We start from the raw sequence: 18794 nt of genomic DNA on the forward strand, positions 1-18794 counted from the left end.
AGCCGAAAAAATACGATTTCTTGCAAATCCGACTACGTCAAATCGCTAAAACCACTCGGCAAATCAAGGGCGTTCGGAGTTTTTAACAGGGGACTGTTTAGAGAGGAAAAGATAATCCATGGAAGGCGAAACGGCGTTACTTACGCGCCCTGGGGTGGGCGTCGCGGTAGACTTTGGTCAGGTGGGCGGCGTCCACGTCGGTGTAGCGTTGGGTGGTGGACAGGGAGACGTGACCCAATAATTCCTGGATGGTGCGCAGATCGCCGCCGCCGGCCAGCAGGTGGGTGGCGAAACTGTGGCGTAGCGCGTGGGGAGTCGCCGTTTCCGGCAGGCCCAAAAGCGGCCTCAGGCGCTGCATCTGACGCTGGGCGATGCGGGCGACCAGACGCGCCCCGCGAGCGCCGACGAACAACGGATCATCCTTGCCCAGCCGCCGGTAGGGGCAGGCCGACAGGTAGTCGTCAACGGCTTCGCGGACGACGGGCAGCACAGGCACCATCCGCTGTTTTTTGCCTTTGCCGGTGACGATCATCGATTCGCCGGCCGGCGCCTGGCCCCGGTTCAGCGTCAGCGCCTCGCCGATGCGTAGGCCGCAGCCGTAAAGCATCAGTAGCAAAGCTCTATCCCGTTTGCCGATCCAGGCTTCTTCGCTGAATCCGGCGACGGCGTCCATTGTCTCCAGCGCCTCTTTTACGGACAGCGCCTTGGGCACCGATTTCGGCGTCTTGGGAGTGCGCACGGCGCTGATGGCGACGTTGTGGACCAGCCCCGCGTGATTCAGAAACCGGAAAAAGCCGCGCAATGTCGACATCGCCCGCGCCGTAGACGTGCGGGCCAGGCCGACGGCGGTGCGGCCGGCCAGATAACTGCGGAAATCAATCGCCTTCATTTTTTCCAGGTCCTTGAGTCCCGGCCTGAACCCGAGGTGTCCGGCCATGAACCGGAAAAACGCCGCGAGATCGCGCCCATAGGCGTCAAGGGTATGCGCGGAGAAACGGCGCTCATGGGCCAGCCAGGCCCGCCAGTCTTCGATGGCGGAAACCACTGCCGGTTCCGCCGAGTAAATTATAACGCCTCTTTTTCCAGCCATCTGTAAAGACACCGCTCGGTTACCCGCGCCATGAAACTAACCAGTTCGGTGCCCTGGCCGGGATGGAAGGTGTTGGCTCGCGAACCCAGCGCCAGAATGCCCGCCGGCGTCTTTATGCCCGGACGAATCCGGGCCAGCGCCGCCGAACGCACCAGACCGCCGGCGCTGCCGAAAAGAGAATCGTCCTCGGTCAGGTTACACAGCAAAACCACTTCTCGCCCGGCGGTCAGAAAATGATCGACGGCGCCCTCGGGCATATCGCCGATATAGGGCGAGACCAGGTCCGGGAACGGCCTGGCCGGCGGCTCAAAAGCGATGGTTACGGCGTCCACGTCAAGGAGCAGCGGCAGGTCATCGCTGAGCACCCTCAGGAAGTGATTGAAGTCATCGGCGGATAACATCGCCAGCACCGCCGCATGAGTTCTGGTCTGGCTTGACATATTGGCGCGGCTGGTCTCGATGAGGTCCTGGGCGCAGTCGCGCAGATTGTCGATCTCTTCGCGCAGGCGCACCAGCATGAAGCGCTGCATATCGACAACGCCTTCACCTTCTTCTCCCCAGCGCCCCGGAGGCGTCATCGCTTCCAGAACGTCGGGACGGGTCAGAAAATCGGGGTGACGGCGCAGATAATCGGCGACCTGCTCGATGCTCGGCTCGTCGGCGACGGGCGTAACGCCATGGGCGGCGGCGTTCAAATTGTTCGCGGTCATGTCATATCCTTTCTCGGTTTTAACAAACCTAATTCGCCAAAAGGAAAGGAATGGTTAAAGTGTAGCCTATGATCAAACCCGACGCCACTCCCCGTTACCTGTCCGGGAACATAATCAGCGTTCTGTTGCCGCTGCCGTTGGGTGGCGCTTATGACTATTTGGCAGCGGAAGGCCTGACGGCGGCGGACGGCGATTTTGTGACCGTTCCCCTGGGCAAACGTCAGGCGACAGGCGTTGTCTGGGGACCGGGGTCCGGGAAAGTGGAGGCCGGCAGGCTCAAGAGAGTCATCAATCGTCTTGATGCGCCGCCGCTGTCGGCGGAGTCCCGGCGCTTCATCGACTGGGTCGCCGGCTATACCCTGCATCCCGCCGGAGCCGTGCTCAAGATGGCGATGAGCGTTCCCGACGCGCTCTATGCGCCCAAGCCGGTCGCCGCCTATGCCGTGAACCAAAAAATCAGCCCGGACATTCGCCTGACCCCGGCGCGACAACGTGTTCTTGACGTGCTGGCGAGCGGGCCGTCACGGTCGGCGGCGGAACTAGCCCGCGAGGCGGCGGTGGGCGCGTCCGTCATCAAAGGCATGGTCAAGACCAAAATCATCGCGCCGACAATATTGCCGTCTCCCCCCTTGCCGACTCCCGATCATACAAGGCCCGGACCTCGGTTATCGGAGGCGCAGGCAAAAGCGGCGGCCGATATTGTTGACAAGACTTCCGCCGGCGGATTTTCAGTCACCCTGCTGGACGGCGTGCCCGGATCGGGCAAGACCGAGGTTTACTTCGAGGCGATAGCCAAGGCCGTGGAGACGGGCAAGCAGGCGCTGGTGCTGCTGCCGGAAATAGCCTTGAGCGCCCAGTGGTTGAGCCGCTTTCACGAACGTTTCGGCGTCGAGCCGGCCCTGTGGCATTCGGAGCTGACCCCGGCGCGGCGGCGCGACACATGGCGCATGATGGCCGAGGGACGGGCAAAGGTCGTTATCGGCGCCCGCTCGGCCCTGTTTCTTCCTTGTCCCGATCTCGGACTGATAATCGTCGATGAGGAACATGACGCTTCTTACAAACAGGAGGACGGCGTCATCTACAACGCCCGCGACATGGCGGTGGTGCGCGCCCGCATCGGCGATTTCCCTGTTGTCCTGGTGTCGGCGACGCCGTCTCTTGAGTCGGTGGTCAACGCCGACGGCGGGCGTTATCAGTCGCTGCATCTGCCGGCCCGCCATGGCGGCGCGGCGATGCCGGAAGTGCGGGCCATCGACATGCGCGCCCAAAACCTTCCCGCCGGACGTTGGCTGTCAACCGAGCTTTGTCTGGCGTTGACGCAAACCCTCGGCGACGGCGGACAGGCGATGCTGTTTCTCAATCGCCGGGGCTATGCGCCGCTGACCCTGTGCCGAACCTGCGGCCACCGTATGCAATGTCCCCAATGCACCGCCTGGCTGGTTGAACACCGGCGCGTCGGCCGCCTGCAATGCCATCATTGCGGCTATCAGGCGCGGATTCCACGGCATTGTCCGGCGTGCGAGGCCGAAGACAGCTTCGCCGCCTGTGGCCCCGGCGTTGAACGCCTGGCCGAGGAAACGGCGGAATTATTCCCCACGGCGCGCACCATCATCGCCGCCAGCGACACCGTTCAAGGCCCCAGGGCGGCGGCGGAACTGGTCCGATGCATCGAGGAGCATCGGGTCGATCTGATAATCGGCACCCAGATCGTCGCCAAGGGCTATCACTTTCCGCTGCTGACCCTGGTCGGCGTCGTCGATGCCGATCTGGGGCTGGCGGGAGGCGACCTCAGAGCCTCGGAGCGAACCTATCAGCTTCTCTACCAGGTGGCGGGACGCGCCGGACGAGCCAAGCTTCCGGGGCGGGTGCTGCTGCAAACCTTCATGCCTGAACACCCGGTGATGAAGGCCATGATCGCCGGCGAACGCGCCCGGTTTCTTGAAGCTGAAGCCGCATCCCGCAAAGAAAATTCCATGCCGCCGTTCGGGCGGCTGGCGGCGCTGATCGTCTCCGGCGACGATGAACGCGCCGTCGAGGACGCGGCGCGTTGTTTGAGCCGCATCGCCCCGGTAATCAAAGGCGTCACGGTGCTGGGACCGGCCCCGGCGCTTCTTTACCTGCTCAGAGGAAAATTCCGCCAACGCCTATTATTGAAAGCGGACAAGAACATCAATGTGCAGACCGTAATCGACCGCTGGCTGGCGGCGGTCAAAATCCCGCGCCGGGTCCACGTCCGGGTGGACATTGATCCTTACAGTTTTATGTGAGGCGCTACGCCGGAGGAAGGGCCTCAAGCTTTTTGTAGATAGATGCGTCCTGCAACGCCGGGATGGAAAGCGTTATTTTTCTGTTCGACGCCCCTTCCTGAACAAGAAGGGCATGAGGAATGACATCATCCACTTCAAGAAAATGGCTGACGACCCAAACGATTTTCTTATTGTAGACTTTAATAAAACGGTCGCCAAGGTTAACGGCTGATTTCTTCACGAATGTTTCCTTAAACCAATTAGATCATACGGCGGCGGCGTCGTAACGTTTACACCATATGTTATAGAAAATGGATCATTTTATTTTTGATGTTGTATCCTCCTCCCGGCGGGTTCGACAGGGATGATTGCGATGGACGCAAAAAAGCGGGAAAAGGCGCGGCGACGTCTTCTTGACGAAATCGAGGCCGACGCCCGCAACACCGAAAACTGGACCGGACGGGCCGCTTTTTCAAGCCGGGTCATGACCGCCATGGCCAAGGTCGAACGCCACCTTTTTGTGCCGGCTGAGGAAGCCGACTATGCCTATATCAACCGGCCCCGCTCTATCGGCCACGGGCAGACTATCTCACAGCCTTATATCGTGGCGTTGATGACCGACCTGCTGGACCTCGACAAAAACGACCGGGTGCTGGAAATCGGCTCCGGCTCCGGCTATCAGGCGGCGGTATTGGCCGAGGTGGCGGGCTATGTCTATAGCGTTGAAGCGGTGGAGGCGCTGGCCGCATCGGCGCGCCGAAGGCTGAAGGACCTCGGCTACGCCAATATCGAGATACGTCACGGCGACGGTTATCAGGGATGGGAAGAAAAGGCGCCCTTTGACGCCGTTATCGTCACCGCCGCTCCCGAAAATATTCCCCAGGCCCTGATCGGGCAGCTTAAAGTCGGCGGGCGAATGGTGATCCCCGTCGGTCGCGTCCACGATACGCAAACCCTCTGCCGGGGCGTCAAAAAGGAAGACGGAACGCTGGCGATCACCCGCATGCTGCCGGTAGCCTTTGTTCCCATGGTGCGCCGGATAGCGCTCTAGTTTATTCGGCGGCAATCATCGTCGCAGATGATCGATGCTTGCAGCAGATCATGCCGGATTCCATTTCGTCCAGTCCGGCTCCGGACTGCCGGCACAGGTGCGGAGCGTTGTCATCGTCGTTTCCCGCATCCGGCGCAAAATCGAAGCAGGTTCTGCAATCCCCGAAACCCCGATAGCCTTTGCGTCGTTGCAATTCACTCAACAGCTCGGTCAGGCCTTCGGCCAGTTCTTCGCCGGCGGAGAGGGCGGCGGCGGCGGCCTCGAACTCCCGCAAGGGGTGTTCAGCCGCCAATTCCTTGCCGACTTCAGTCAGTTCAAGCTCCATCCCCCGCCTGTCGAAGCGACTGGGGCGACGGATAACAAGACCCTTCCTCTCCAACGTAATCAAGGTCTGGGAGACAGTGCCGCGAGTTGAGCCGAGAAAATCCGCCAACGCTCCGGGAGTGCGTGAAGGCTTGTTGGCCCGCGCCAGATAACGAAGCACCTCCCATTGCACAGGCTTGGCGCCGTCACGATGCTGGAGAGCGCGCGCCAGCCGCCCCAATCGTTCGACAAGCGAGGCAATGCGGGCGGCGGAATCCGAATTAACTGATATCATGTTTAAATCATGTTTAAATTTCGTTCGTAATAACCTTTGCCTGTCGGCGCAAGATTGTCTGTGACCTACATCACTAATCGGAATAAAAAGGCCGAATTATTATTGGTTGCCCTGTTTTCCGCGAGGGGTAATTGTAAAAACCATAATTCGAGAGGGGTTGTCCGCCATGCCCATGTATGTTAGGCAACGGTATGATTAATCGGATCAAGGCCCTGCTGCGCGGCGAGGGTGAAAAAGGAGAAGAAGCAGTTCGTCTGGCGGCGGCGGCTTTGTTGTCGGAGGCGGCCTGTGTTGATGGTCATTTTGTTAATAAAGAACGCAAGATCATCACCTCTCTTTTAATGTCCCGTTTCGGCCTTAACGAGGCCGAGGCGGATACCTTGATTGAAGAAGGAATGAAAACGGCTGATAAATCCACGCATCTTTGCGGGTTCACCGGCCTCATCAAGAGCCGCTTCTCTCATAAAGAAAGAGTGAGTATGGTCGAAATGCTTTGGGAAGTGATATATGCCGATAAATATCTACATAGTTATGAAGCCAAGCTGATGTGCCATATCTCGGAATTAGTCCATATTTCGGATCGTGAAAGCGGGGATGCCCGCAAGCGTGTGATTACACGCATGGTAGAGAACTCGTAATTCAAGAAGATACCAACGGAGAATAAAATGACATACGTTGTCGTCGAGAACTGTATTAAATGCAAATTCACGGATTGCGTGGAAGTCTGCCCCGTAGACTGCTTCTACGAAGGCGAGAACTTTTTGGTCATCCACCCCGACGAATGTATCGACTGCGGCGTGTGCGAGCCTGAATGCCCCGCCGAAGCCATCGTCCCCGACACCGAGCCTGACCTGGAAAAGTGGCTGGAGATCAATGCCAAGTACGCGCAGGTATGGCCCAACATCACCCGCAAGATCGACGCCCTTCCCGACGCCGATAAGTGGAAAGACAAACCCGGTAAAGCCGGCGAGTTAAGCAGCAAACCGGGCGCCGGAACCTGATGCCTTAAACAAGAAAAAACGGACGAATCCGTCCCGGAGATTATCGGGGGCTGTTTTTGTCCGTTTTTTTGTGGTATATTGGCGCCTCGTCGTGAAAAGTTCATGCTTAACCAGAGGGACAAAAATGCCCAAAGACTATCTGTGCGCTCCCGGAGATCACGTCGTTTATCCTACTCACGGAGTCGGTAGGGTCATCGGTATAGAGACCCAGGAAATCGCCGGCCATACCCTGGAGCTTTACGTTATTTCTTTCGAGAATGACCGCATGACGCTCAGGGTGCCTATCGCCAAGGCCGAATCTTCCGGGCTGCGTTCGATCGCCACGCGCAAAGTCATGGATACCGTGATGACCACCCTTAAGGGCCGGGCGCGGGTCAAGCGCACCATGTGGAGCCGCCGCGCCCAGGAGTACGAAGCCAAGATCAACTCCGGCGACCCCATTTCCATCGCCGAGGTGGTTCGTGACCTCCATCGCAGCACCGATCAACCCGATCAGTCGTACAGCGAGCGTCAGATTTACGAATCGGCCCGTGATCGTTTGGCCTGTGAACTGGCCGCCGTTGAAAAAATCGACATGGCGAAAGCGACCGACAAGCTGGAACAGATTCTTACGGTAACCCAGTAACGCGGCCGGAGACGGCCTCCGCTTAATCAGCGATGATTTTGACTGTTTCGCCGGGGATCAGGGGCTGGCCGTGGCTTAGGCCGTTGAGGATTTCAAACCACTCCAGACCGCCCTGCTCGAAGGGCATGCGTGCGGCCATGTCGGCCGCCGTATCCTGCCTGCCGACGGTCGCCAGCCGCAGCCGTAACGGCTTGATCGCCGCCGATTCACTCGGCGACAGGCGGCGGAAACTGTAAGTGGCGCGCTGAAACTCGGTTGCGTAGCGGTCGGTGAAGGCCGGCGGCGTGACGAACAGGAAACGGTATATCCGGTCCCTGTTTTCGCGGACGGCCAGCAGGCGAACATCCTTCAGGCTGCCGTTTCTGACGCTTATGCGGCCATGGCCGGTGGCCGCTTCCATGCCGTTGATCTTGAGCGTCTCCACCTCTTTCAGCGACAGACCTTCCCCCCAGCCGTCTTGCAGGTAGGCAGGCAGATTATGGACATTCCCGGCTGTCCTTGCCCCTTCCATGTCAAAGACTATCATCGCCCCGTCACGGCCACGGGCAAGAATCTTCTCCGCTGAATTAAACATGATAAAGCCGGGCGGAACCCTGAAACTGATGCCTAATTCGGGATGGGAAAACTCTCGTCCCCTGCGGATCCCCTGCTTCGGGTCATCGCCGAACATCATGCCGTCGATATGCTCCAGAAAGGCCCGGCTCTCCAGACGATAATTGTTTCGAGGCGCGGTCCTGACCAACTCGGCGGCCTGGGCAAGGCGTTCGGAGGTTTGCGGGTGGGTGGACATGAGGCCGCCGGCGCTGTCGGCCAACTCCGGATTGCCGGACAGGGCGGCGGTCAACTTCGTGTGAGCCTGCAATTTGTGTAAGAAGTCGGTGGCGGCCGCAGGCGAATAGCCGGCGCGGATAAGATAGCGCACGCTCAGCATATCCGCTTCCATCTCCTGCTCGCGTGAATAACCCTGCAAGGCAACCTGGGCGGCCATCGACAGCAGGTCGGAAGCGCCGGGAGCGCTCGCTCCGCCGAGAATGCTGATGACGGTCATGCCGATGTTGGCGGCCTGGGCCTTGCTGAAACGCTGGGCGGTATGACGGGCGGCGACATGGCCGATTTCATGAGCCAGAACTCCCGCCATCTCGGCCTCGTTCTCGGCCAGAGCCAGCAGCCCTCGGGTTATGTAAACAAAACCGCCGGGCAGGGCGAAGGCATTGACCTTATCATCGTTAAGGACGGTAAAGGTGTAAGGCAACCCCTGAACCTCGGATACCGCGACCAGGGAAAGCCCGACGCGGCGCACATAGGCGCTCAGTTCCTGATCGCTATATGCGCCGCCGAAAGCCTTGATGATCTTGGGATGTTCTTCCTGCCCCACCTTCATCTCGTCGGCTTGCGACATAAAGGCGGTAAAGCTCTGCTTGCCGGTGGCGGGATTGACGGTGCATCCGGCCAACGCCGCCGGCAAAAGACAATAAACGACTATCTTGAACAGGTGCTTCATGGAATCAAAAACTATTTCCGCACCTCAAGGTCCCGCTTCCTGCGGTTTTGGTCTTTGGACCTTTGGTCCCGGCTCAAGATGGCGTGGTCTGTTTTTCTGGCCGGACCATTCCTCGTTTCGTCGTTGTTATCAATAATGATTCCGACATCAATGAGTTTCTGGGCCATCGTTTCCATGTTGCCGAGAGTTTTCAGAAAGCCCTGCGGTGTCATCACCAGCCGATGGTTGACGATAACGGCGGGGTTGCCGTCATCGTCCTTCTCGGTAATGGAAATGGTGGCGTAATCCATGCGGATCATGCCGTTGACAATGGCGATGTGAATGGCTCCGTCGGTGAAAATATCGGCATTCATGGGAACATCCTTATTAGGGTCAAAACTCATAATTATTGTAATTATGGAAGATATAAACCAAGGACATAAATTATTCCAACTGTTCAGGGTGGGAGGCCTCGATCATCGGGCCGTTGCGCTCTTTGAGCCAGCCGCGAGCGCGAATTTTCTTCCCCTTGAATGACAGCGGATCGATTCCATCCTTGAGAAACATCCGCGTCGCCCCGGACGGAATCATTACCGTAAAATCCTTGCGCCAGTCGGCGCCGAAGTTGAGGTAGACGACGCCCTTTACCTTGACCGCATCCATGACCACCCCTTCCACTACCTGAAAAGTGCCGAGACGCTCGGAAGCTTCCTCCGGCGTTCGGACGGCATAAAAGGGATGATCCCAGATGCCGCGCCGGTCTTGGCGCGCCATGTGCTCTATCGCGTACATGCTCGCGGCCATTTCCCGATTGTCGGGGAAGGTATAAACGCGGGCCATCCCCGCTTTGAGCATCTCGCCCTGCGCCCAGACCCCGTTTTCCAGAAACAAGTGGGCCAGCGTCCGTCCGTGGCGATCAATCTTCTCGCCGCCATGGCGCAACTCGACGACGCGGCCCGAAATCATCTTTTCCAGGGCATGTTTCGCTTCATCGGCCAGAGGCCAGGTCTTGAAATCACGGCGACCGAGGGGAAGCTTCGGCGCCTGTATGCCGACAAGCCTGACCTGACGACCGTCATCCAATGTTATCGTATCGCCGTCGATGATCTCCGTCACCCGCGCCGCACCGCCGGAAGTCAAGGTTTCCGCGCCGGCGCCGCCGCTCAAAAGCAGGACGAAAACCAGCAATGCCGACAATGAGTATGGCCGCGACATAGTCATTGTTATCTTATACCATAGAAGGCCGGGCTATTCCTTAGGCGGCAGAGGTCTAGGCGCCGTCTTTGCCGGAAGGCGCGTCAGACGCCCGACGCCGCCGGCTTTGCTTTTCAGGTCCTTGACGCCGACGGCCTGCGTAACGACGCACTTGGCGTTGGAGGTATGACGCACCGCCGCCTGGCATTTCTCCATTGAGGGCATTTCGATCAGGTGAAGGGGCGGCGACCCCGCCATCAGCACCAGATAAACGACATCGGCGACGGGAGCTTCCTTTGCCGCATCCTGCTCGGAGGCGCCTTGTTCAGCCGCAGCCGCGCCGATGAATCCGGCAACAGTCAAGGCGCAGACGCCGAGAAACAAGGCTGATCGTCCATCCATTTGAAGCACCTCGTAAAAATGAAGCGCCGCCCCGCAGGCAACGCATCATTATACAACATATAGGGCTTTTTATGGAATAATTATACAGAATATGGAAATTTTTGTTTTGGCCCTAAATTGCGCGGGCCATGCTGCGGACGGTCACCTTGTGCTTGGCCAAAAGATAGATATCCGTCAACGCCGTATCATCCAGTTCGGTGACTGCCGAGCGCGTGGTGAAACGGACAAGCTCGGGATCGCGCCCGGACGTAGACATCAAATTGGTTATTAATTCCTTGCGGATCAGGGGCGGGTATTTAAGGACTTCCACCACCAGGGACTGCTTGATATCCAGAGGAATCATCTGATTAATGAAAATGCGATCCAGGCATAGGCTGTAAATGCCGAAGTCCAGCTTGCCGGCGACGGCGCGGGTGAATTCCATGAACTCGTCAAGAAAGGCGCCCCGCGTAATCTCGCCTTCGGTCAAACGGCGCACCACGTCAAGGAACATCCGGTAGCGTTTTCTGGCCGGCGTAAGCCGTCCGCCGAGATCGGCTTCAAGTTCCCTGATCCGCGCCTCGCGGAAGCCGTCTTCAAGCATGGCGTGGGCCGAGGTGCGCACCTCCTTGCTGAAGGCCCGTTTCTCGATGAGGTCAAACAGTTCTTCATACTTGCGTCTGTTCTTGGCGGTGAGTTTGCCGGCGGCCTGGCTCAGGGGAATGATTGCCGCCCTGGCGACCAGAATATCCCGGGCGCAGATCGACGCCACCGAGGCCACCACCGGATCGACCAGCCGTCCGGCCCAAAAATCGTCCGAGATTACATAGCGGTCGTCATCAAGCATGGTCAGGTGCCGGCCCAGCATATGACATTCAACGAAATGATCGGCCAGATCGGGCGATCTGGCGGCGGCGGCGATTTCCTGAAACATCCTTACCTTCCTGCCATACCATCCTGCCCCGGGCAAAACTTTTTGCCGTGGGCATATTATCAGTATTAACCGATATCGCAAAGGTTCGCTGCTCGGATTTCGGAAACATGGTATGCATCCTGCCGTCGCTTACTTGTAATAAAGGAACATCATGGCCCGCGCCTTGGCCCTCGATCTGCTGGACGCCGTGCTGGTTCGTAGCCTGCCGCTGGAGGAAGCCTTCGAGAATCATCCGGGGACCGCCCGGCTGGATGCCCGTGACCGCGCCCTGGCCCGCAATCTGGCGGCGACCGTCATCAGAAGGCTGGGGCAGATCGACGCTCTTATCGACTGCTGCCTGGGCCGCCCGTTGCCGATCAAGGCGCAAACGGCCCGTCAAATCATCAGGCTTGGGGCCTGTCAGTTGTTGTTCATGCGCGTCCCTTCCCACGCCGCCGTCGATACCGCCGTCAGGCTGGCCGAGGCTCGCGGGCAAGGGCCGTATAAAAAACTGGTGAACGCCGTGCTTCGGCGGATTGATCGGGAAGGGGCGGCGTTGATGGAAGCCCAGGACGCGCCGCGCCTCAACACTCCTGACTGGTTGTGGAACTCGTGGACCGCCGCCTACGGCGCCGAGACCTGCCGCGCCATCGCCGAGGCCCATATGAGGGAGGCGCCGCTTGATCTCAGCGTTAAGGACAACGCCGAAGGGTGGGCTGAAAAACTGAACGCCGCGACCCTGCCCACCGGCGGTCTGCGCCTCGCCAAAAGCGGGTTGGTGACGGAACTGCCCGGCTTCAAGGAAGGTGCGTGGTGGGTGCAGGACGCCGCCGCCTCGCTGCCGGCAAGGCTGCTCGGCGACGTAAGCGGACTGAACGTCATCGACCTTTGCGCCGCCCCCGGCGGCAAGACGGCGCAATTGGCCGCCGCCGGCGCCGCCGTTACCGCCGTCGAACGCTCGGCCAAGCGTCTCGTGCGGTTGACGGAAAACCTTGAGCGTCTCGGCCTCAAGGCGCAACTGATCGTCGCCGACGCCGCCGTCTGGCGACCGCCCCATTTAGCCGATGCGGCGCTGTTGGATGCGCCGTGCAGTTCCACAGGCACCATCCGCCGCCATCCCGACGTGGCGCGGCTGAAAACAATCAAGGATGTCGAAGGATTGGCCAGGGCGCAGGACGTCCTGCTGGCGGCGGCGGCAGAAATGGTAAAACCCGGCGGGTTGCTGGTTTACACTACATGCTCGCTTGAACCGGCGGAGGGGGGGCGGCGGATCGACGCCCTGCTCGCCTCCGGGGCGCCTGTGGCGCGGGTTCCGATAAATGCCGCTGACGTGGGCGGCATCAGCGAACTGATCAGCGGCGACGGTGATTTGCGCACCCTGCCCTGCCATCTGGCCGAAGAAGGCGGCATGGACGGATTCTACGCCGCCCGGCTGAGAAGGCTGTAGACGGCCCGAGGGCAATGACGGTAGTAAAGGCCGAAGGCGAAAAGGAAACGACGATGACGACCGGAACCCATGAGGACTATACCCGCAAGGAAGATATCAAGGTCGGCTCCGAGCGCGCCTTCGGTCTGGTGTTCGCCGCAGTATTCGCCGTCATCGCTTTGCTGCCCTTACTTGAAGGCGGAGCGCCCAGGTGGTGGGCGTCGGCAATTGCCGGAGCGTTAATGGCGATTGCCATAGTCGCGCCGGAACTGCTGAGGCCGTTTAACCGATTGTGGTTCCAATTCGGCATGTTGCTGCACAAAGTGGTCAACCCGCTGATCATGGGGTTGCTGTTCTTTCTGACAGTGACTCCTATCGCCCTGATCATGCGGCTGTTCGGCAAAGACCCGTTGCGTTTGCGCTTTGATCCGACGGTAAAAAGTTATTGGATCAAGCGTCCGCCGCCGGAAGCGGGCCACCACGACATGCGTAACCAGTTCTGAGAAATTTTAAGGAGTAACGGCATGAGTTTTTTAATGGAACTCTGGTCTTTCATGAGAATCCGTAAAAAGTTTTGGCTGCTGCCGATCATCGTCATGATGGTGGTGTTCGGCGGATTGGTGATCCTCAGCCAAGGTTCGGCGGTGGCGCCTTTCGTTTATACTATTTTCTAGATATGCGCGTTCTCGGCATTTCCGCCTTTTACCACGACAGCGCCGCCGCGCTGGTCGTTGACGGAACAATCGTCGCCGCCGCCCAGGAGGAACGCTTCACCCGCAAGAAGCACGACGCCGAGTTCCCCGCCCGCGCCATAGCCTTTTGCCTGGAACGCGCCGGCATAGAACTTAAAGACGTTGACCACGTCGCCTTTTACGACAAGCCCTTCCTCAAGTTCGAGCGGTTGCTCGAAACCTATCTCGCCTTTGCCCCCAGGGGGTTTACTTCCTTCAGGATGGCGATGCCGTTATGGCTGCGCGAAAAGCTGTTCCAGAAAGACCTGCTCGGCAAGAAGTTCAAAGAGTTTGACGCCGATTTCAACGGGCAAAACAAACTGCTGTTCGCCGAGCATCATCAAAGCCATGCGGCGTCGGCCTTTTTCCCCTCTCCCTACCAGGAAGCGGTGGTGCTGACTATGGACGGAGTCGGCGAATGGGCGACGACTTCGGTCGCCGTCGGCTCCGGCAATCGTCTGGAAATGATCAAGGAAATCCACTTCCCTCACTCCCTCGGCCTTCTCTATTCGGCCTTCACCTATTACACGGGGTTCAAGGTCAATTCCGGCGAGTACAAGGTGATGGGACTGGCCCCCTACGGCGAACCCAGGTTCGCCGGGCTGATCATGGATCATCTGATCGACGTCAAGGAAGACGGAACCTTTCGCCTGGATCAGAGCTATTTCGATTATTGCACGGGCCTGACCATGACCAACGAAAAGTTTAACCGGCTGTTCGGCGGCCCGCCGCGCGGCCGCGAGGAACTGTTGACCCCGCGCCACATGGACCTGGCGGCGTCGATACAGGCGGTGATCGAGGAAATTATCCTCAAGCTGACCCGCTCGCTGGCCGCCGAAACCGGGATAAACAATCTGTGTCTGGCCGGCGGCGTGGCGCTGAACTGCGTGGCCAACGGCAAGGTCTTGCGCGACGGCAAATTCAAGAATATCTGGGTGCAGCCGGCCTCCGGCGACGCCGGCGGAGCGTTGGGCGCGGCGCTGTGCGCCTATCACTCCCATCTGAATGGCCCGCGCGCGGCTGACGGCGTCAATGACGCCATGTACGGCTCTTACCTGGGGCCGGACTTTGCGACGGACGAGATCGAACGCCGCCTGACCGGGGCGGGGGCCGTATTCACCACCGTCACCGACGATGAGGCGATCATCAAAACCGCCCGCGCCCTCGCCGATGAAAAGGCCGTCGGCTGGTTCCAGGGGCGCATGGAGTTCGGCCCGAGAGCGCTCGGCGGGCGCTCGGTATTGGCGGACGCCCGCTCGCCCGGTATGCAAAAAACCCTGAACCTGAAGGTCAAGTACCGGGAATCTTTTCGTCCCTTCGCTCCTTCCGTGCTGCGCGAGGACGTAGCCGAATGGTTCGAGCTGGACGGCGACAGCCCCTATATGCTGCTGGTCGCCGATGTCGAGGAATCGCGGCGACGGCAAATGACCGCCGATGAAGAGGCGCTGTTCGGCATCGACAAGCTGAACGTGGCGCGTTCTGAAATTCCCGCCGTCACCCATGTTGACTATTCGGCGCGGGTGCAGACCGTGCATAAGGAAACCAATCCGCGCTACCATGCGCTGCTTGCCGAATTCAAGAAAATTACCGGCTGTCCGGTGCTCGTCAACACCAGCTTCAACGTTCGCGGTGAGCCGATTGTGTGTACGCCGGAAGACGCCTTCCGTTGCTTTATGGGGTCCGAGATAGAGTTTCTGGCGGTCGGCAACTGCATCATGGTCAAGGAAGACCAGAACCGGAGCCTCAAGCGCGATTACAAAGACGTCTTTGAATTGGATTGATTGGCGTCAGAGCGCTGCTTCGATGGCGGCCAGCGCTTCGTTCGCCCTGGCGGCGTCGGGGCCGCCGGCCTGGGCCATGTCGGGGCGTCCGCCGCCGCCTTTGCCGCCGATTGCCGCCGCGCCGACGCGGACCAGATCGACGGCGCTGATCCTGGCGGAAAGGTCTTCAGTGACGCCGACTACCAGCGAGGCCTTGCCGCCGTCAACCGAGATCAGCGCCACCACGCCCGAACCGATCCGGGTCTTGAACTCATCGGCCATGCTTTTGAGGTCTTTGGCCGGAACGTCGTCAAATTTGCGGGGCATGAACCTGACGCCGTTGACGCTCTTGATTTCCGCCGCCGCCGCGCCGCCGCCGCCGGTAGCCAGCTTGCGGCGGACATCGGCCAGATCGCGCTCCATGGTCTTGCGTTCATCAAGCAGGGCGGCGATGCGTCCCGGCACATCGGCGGGCGCGGTTTTAAGGACGGCGGCTGATTGTTTCAGCACCGCTTCCTGGGCATTCAGGTAATCCAGCGCCCCGGCGCCGGTCAGCGCCTCGATGCGGCGCACGCCGGAGGCGACGGCGCTTTCGGCGATCACCTTGAACAGGCCGATGTCGCCGGTGCGCCGGACATGGGTTCCGCCGCACAGTTCCGTTGAATAGGCGTGACCATCGCCGTCGCCCATGGAAACCACCCTGACTTCGTCGCCGTACTTCTCGCCGAACAGGGCCATAGCTCCGGCCTCGATAGCCTGATCAGGGGTCATCAGGTGGGTGGCTACCCTGGAATTGGCGCGGATTTGATTGTTGACCGCCGCCTCCACCTCGGCGATTTCATCATTGCCGACCGCCTTGTGGTGGCTGACGTCAAAGCGTAGCCGGTCGGCGGACACCATCGAGCCTTTCTGGGTGACATGCTTGCCCAGCTTGCGGCGCAACGCCTCGTGCAGCAAGTGGGTGGCGGAATGGTTGGCGCGGGTGGCCGTGCGGCGGTTATGGTCAACCGCCATGTGAATCTGATCACCGACACGAATGGCTCCCCAATTGCCGCCAATCTTGCCGATATGCACATGGAGAGCGCCCAGCTTCTTTTCGGTATTATTCACATAGAGCGACACCCCATCATCGGTCCACATAATGCCGTGATCACCTTGTTGTCCGCCTGACTCCGCATAAAACGGGGTCTGGTTGACGACCACGGCCACCTCGGTATTTGTCTCGGCCCGTTGGACCCGTTTACCATTAACCACCAGAGCGGTTATCTGACCCAATGCCGTTTCGGCCTCGTAGCCGAGGAACTCGGTGGCGCCCTTCTCTTCGCGGATGTCGAACCACACCTGCTCGGTGGCGGCGTCGCCGGAGCCGCTCCACGCCTTGCGGGCCTCGGCGCGCCGGCGCTCCATGGCGGCGTTAAAGCCGTCAACATCGACGGCGATGCCTTTCGGCTTCAGCGCGTCCTGGGTAAGATCGAGCGGAAAGCCGTAGGTGTCATACAGCTTGAAGGCGGTCTCGGCCTTCAGCTTGCCGCCTCTTCCCATGCCGGCGACAGCCTCGTCAAGCAGCTTCAATCCCCGTTCCAGGGTCTGTTTGAAGCGGGTCTCTTCCAGTTTCAGAGTCTCGACGATCAACGGTTCGGCGCGGGCCAGTTCGGGGAAAGCCTGCCCCATCAGGGCCGTCAGGGTCGGCGCCAGCTTGTGCATCAGCGGTTCTTTGCAACCCATAAGCTGGGCGTGACGCATGGCGCGGCGCATGATGCGGCGCAGGACATAGCCCCGGCCCTCATTGGACGGCAGGACGCCGTCAGCAATCAGGAAACTTGACGCCCTCAGATGGTCGGCGATGACCCGATGCGATACGGCGTGATCACCGTCGGCGGCGGTTTTGCTTGCCTCGGACGAAGCGTTGATCAGCGCCCTGAACAGGTCGGTTTGGTAGTTGTCGTGAGTGCCCTGCATGACGGCGGCGACACGCTCCAGTCCCATGCCGGTGTCGATGGACGGCTTGGGCAGGTTGTGGCGCACGTCCTCGCTCACCTGCTCGAACTGCATGAACACCAGATTCCAGATTTCGATAAAGCGGTCGCCGTTCTCATCGGCGCTGCCCGGAGGTCCGCCGGGGATATGGTCGCCGTGGTCGTAGAAGATTTCCGAACACGGGCCGCAGGGGCCGGTCGGCCCCATCGCCCAGAAATTATCGGAAGTGGAAATACGCAGGATTTTGCTATCGGGCAGACCGGCGATTTTTTTCCACAGATCAAAGGCCTCGTCGTCATCGCCATAGACGGTGACCAGCAGTTTTTCTTTCGCCAGACCGTATTCCCTGACTACCAGCTTCCAGGCCAGTTCGATGGCCAATTCCTTGAAATAGTCGCCGAACGAGAAGTTGCCCAGCATCTCGAAGAAAGTGTGGTGGCGGGTGGTGTAGCCGACGTTCTCCAGGTCATTGTGCTTGCCGCCGGCGCGCACGCACTTCTGCGAGGTGACGGCGCGGCGATAGGGACGGGTCTCGGCGCCGGTGAAGACGTTCTTGAACTGCACCATGCCGGCGTTGGTGAACATCAGGGTGGGATCGTTCAGCGGCACCAGGGACGAGGAGCCGACCACCTCGTGCCCGTGAGCGGCGAAGAAGTCGAGAAACGCCTTGCGAATGTCATTGACTGTCTGCATGAGGGCAATCTTGATGTCACGGAAGACCGAAGCAAGGACGATGATAGTTGCAGTGGGTGAGGAAAGGCAAGAGGTCGGCTGCCGGTGTTTATTTGCTTGCCCGAAGTGGCCGGTATTTTGATAATAGATAATGGTAAAGCCGCCGTCATCTCCATCTCGCCAACATTCCGCATCCGGGCCGATAAGGATCATGCTTATCGGCGATTCCGCCATTATCGGCGAGCTTAAATCCGGCGTTCTTGACGGCCAAGATGAACTTGCCGTCGTTGCCAACCCCTTTAACGGCAACGCCGCCGTCGGCAGACTGAAATGCAACGACATTGACGTCGTGATCATGGATATCGGCATGAAGGAAGCGGAAGGGGTCGATACGTTGCCCGCTCTTTTCAGGGCTGACGCCGAGGTCAAAGTAATCATTGTCTCGACCCTGTCGTTCAGCAACGTCAAAGCCGCAATGAAGGGATTGCTGGAAGGCGCCGCCGAGTTCGTCGCCTTGCCGTCGCCGTCGCGCCGATTGAACAAAGCCCGCATCGGCGGCGAACTACGCGGTGATTTGATCGCCACGATCAAGAGCCTGGGGCTTGCCCGCAGGAAGACGGGCAGGGAGACAAAGGCCGCCGCCGCCGTCGTGCTGCGCAGGCATACAATCACACGGCCCGATGTAATCGCTATCGGAAGCTCAACCGGCGGGCCGAAGGCGTTGCTGGATATTTTCAAAAGACTGCCGACGAATATCAAACAGCCTGTTTTGATCACGCAACATTTGCCTGCCGCTTTTACCGTTACCCTCGCCGCAAGCATTACCCGCGAGAGTCGGTGGAAGTGCGTGGAAGGCAAGGACGGCGAAGAAATACAGAAGGGAACGGTTTATCTGGCCCCCGGCGGCTTCCACATGGAGGTCGTTTCCTCGGCGGGGGG

General features: G+C 59.6%; 18 protein-coding genes and 1 pseudogene (1 of these 19 running past the window's edge). 9 read left to right on the forward strand and 10 right to left on the reverse strand.

Features of this window, described 5'->3' with window-relative positions:
• Positions 1 to 136: 136 nt before the first annotated feature.
• Positions 137 to 1090 carry a recombinase XerC gene (locus tag A3H92_10740; GenBank protein ID OHC74380.1) on the reverse strand — a complete coding sequence of 318 codons (954 nt, stop codon included), beginning with the start codon at positions 1088 to 1090 and terminating at the stop codon, positions 137 to 139.
• Complete coding sequence (locus A3H92_10745) at positions 1066 to 1800, reverse strand: hypothetical protein (protein ID OHC74381.1); 735 nt, start codon at positions 1798 to 1800, stop codon at positions 1066 to 1068. Before A3H92_10745 ends, A3H92_10740 begins: the two co-directional genes overlap by 25 nt.
• A 68-nt stretch (positions 1801 to 1868) precedes the next feature.
• Here A3H92_10745 and A3H92_10750 point away from each other — a divergent pair, with 68 nt between their 5' ends.
• Positions 1869 to 4067 (forward strand): primosomal protein N', encoded by a 2199-nt coding sequence (locus A3H92_10750; protein OHC74382.1) that lies wholly within the window; start codon positions 1869 to 1871, stop codon positions 4065 to 4067.
• Positions 4068 to 4071: 4 nt separating this feature from the next.
• On the opposite strand, the gene A3H92_10755 is transcribed toward A3H92_10750, so the two are convergent.
• Complete coding sequence (locus A3H92_10755; GenBank protein ID OHC74383.1) at positions 4072 to 4287, reverse strand: hypothetical protein; 216 nt, start codon at positions 4285 to 4287, stop codon at positions 4072 to 4074.
• A gap of 123 nt (positions 4288 to 4410) precedes the next feature.
• Here A3H92_10755 and A3H92_10760 point away from each other — a divergent pair, with 123 nt between their 5' ends.
• Positions 4411 to 5097 (forward strand): protein-L-isoaspartate O-methyltransferase, encoded by a 687-nt coding sequence (locus A3H92_10760; protein ID OHC74384.1) that lies wholly within the window; start codon positions 4411 to 4413, stop codon positions 5095 to 5097.
• Position 5098: 1 nt separating this feature from the next.
• On the opposite strand, the gene A3H92_10765 is transcribed toward A3H92_10760, so the two are convergent.
• A complete protein-coding gene (locus A3H92_10765) occupies positions 5099 to 5695 on the reverse strand; it encodes a hypothetical protein (protein OHC74385.1) in 597 nt (198 codons plus the stop codon).
• A gap of 191 nt (positions 5696 to 5886) precedes the next feature.
• On the opposite strand from A3H92_10765, the gene A3H92_10770 reads away from it, so the two are divergent.
• The 3 genes from A3H92_10770 (at position 5887) to A3H92_10780 (ending at position 7321) form a co-directional block, all read left to right on the forward strand.
• Entirely contained in the window at positions 5887 to 6333 is a 447-nt protein-coding gene (locus tag A3H92_10770; protein OHC74386.1) for a hypothetical protein, read from the forward strand.
• 27 nt (positions 6334 to 6360) lie between these two features.
• A complete protein-coding gene (locus tag A3H92_10775; protein OHC74387.1) occupies positions 6361 to 6696 on the forward strand; it encodes a ferredoxin in 336 nt (111 codons plus the stop codon).
• A 124-nt stretch (positions 6697 to 6820) separates the two neighbouring features.
• Positions 6821 to 7321, forward strand: a complete 501-nt coding sequence (locus A3H92_10780) for a CarD family transcriptional regulator (protein ID OHC74388.1) — start codon at positions 6821 to 6823, stop codon at positions 7319 to 7321.
• A 22-nt stretch (positions 7322 to 7343) separates the two neighbouring features.
• Here A3H92_10780 and A3H92_10785 read toward each other — a convergent pair whose 3' ends face one another.
• The 5 genes from A3H92_10785 to A3H92_10805 form a co-directional block, all read right to left on the reverse strand.
• On the reverse strand, positions 7344 to 8822 hold the full coding sequence (locus A3H92_10785) for a hypothetical protein (GenBank protein ID OHC74389.1): 1479 nt from the start codon (positions 8820 to 8822) through the stop codon (positions 7344 to 7346).
• Positions 8823 to 8833: 11 nt separating this feature from the next.
• Positions 8834 to 9175 carry a hypothetical protein gene (locus A3H92_10790; GenBank protein ID OHC74390.1) on the reverse strand — a complete coding sequence of 114 codons (342 nt, stop codon included), beginning with the start codon at positions 9173 to 9175 and terminating at the stop codon, positions 8834 to 8836.
• A 70-nt stretch (positions 9176 to 9245) separates the two neighbouring features.
• Positions 9246 to 9989, reverse strand: a complete 744-nt coding sequence (locus tag A3H92_10795) for a nuclease (SNase) (protein OHC74391.1) — start codon at positions 9987 to 9989, stop codon at positions 9246 to 9248.
• A gap of 60 nt (positions 9990 to 10049) precedes the next feature.
• Positions 10050 to 10397: a hypothetical protein gene (locus tag A3H92_10800; GenBank protein ID OHC74392.1), complete on the reverse strand. Its 348-nt coding sequence runs from the start codon at positions 10395 to 10397 to the stop codon at positions 10050 to 10052.
• 112 nt (positions 10398 to 10509) lie between these two features.
• Positions 10510 to 11310, reverse strand: coding sequence for a hypothetical protein (locus A3H92_10805; protein OHC74393.1), 801 nt, complete (start codon positions 11308 to 11310; stop codon positions 10510 to 10512).
• 151 nt (positions 11311 to 11461) lie between these two features.
• Here A3H92_10805 and A3H92_10810 point away from each other — a divergent pair, with 151 nt between their 5' ends.
• From A3H92_10810 to A3H92_10820, 3 genes are all read left to right on the forward strand, one after another.
• Positions 11462 to 12736 carry an MFS transporter gene (locus tag A3H92_10810; GenBank protein ID OHC74394.1) on the forward strand — a complete coding sequence of 425 codons (1275 nt, stop codon included), beginning with the start codon at positions 11462 to 11464 and terminating at the stop codon, positions 12734 to 12736.
• A gap of 53 nt (positions 12737 to 12789) precedes the next feature.
• The gene (locus A3H92_10815) at positions 12790 to 13218 is read left to right on the forward strand and encodes a hypothetical protein (GenBank protein OHC74400.1); all 429 of its coding nucleotides are present in this window, start codon (positions 12790 to 12792) and stop codon (positions 13216 to 13218) included.
• 173 nt (positions 13219 to 13391) lie between these two features.
• Entirely contained in the window at positions 13392 to 15227 is a 1836-nt protein-coding gene (locus tag A3H92_10820) for a hypothetical protein (GenBank protein OHC74395.1), read from the forward strand.
• A 6-nt stretch (positions 15228 to 15233) separates the two neighbouring features.
• Here the strand turns inward: A3H92_10820 and A3H92_10825 are convergent, their stop codons facing one another.
• Positions 15234 to 17876 (reverse strand): alanine--tRNA ligase, encoded by a 2643-nt coding sequence (locus A3H92_10825; protein OHC74396.1) that lies wholly within the window; start codon positions 17874 to 17876, stop codon positions 15234 to 15236.
• Between the two features lie 130 nt (positions 17877 to 18006).
• On the opposite strand from A3H92_10825, the pseudogene A3H92_10830 reads away from it, so the two are divergent.
• Positions 18007 to 18794, forward strand: a pseudogene (locus tag A3H92_10830) (hypothetical protein) (it continues 326 nt past the right edge of the window).

Source organism: Rhodospirillales bacterium RIFCSPLOWO2_02_FULL_58_16 (assembly GCA_001830425.1).
GTDB lineage: Bacteria > Pseudomonadota > Alphaproteobacteria > Rhodospirillales > 2-02-FULL-58-16 > 2-02-FULL-58-16.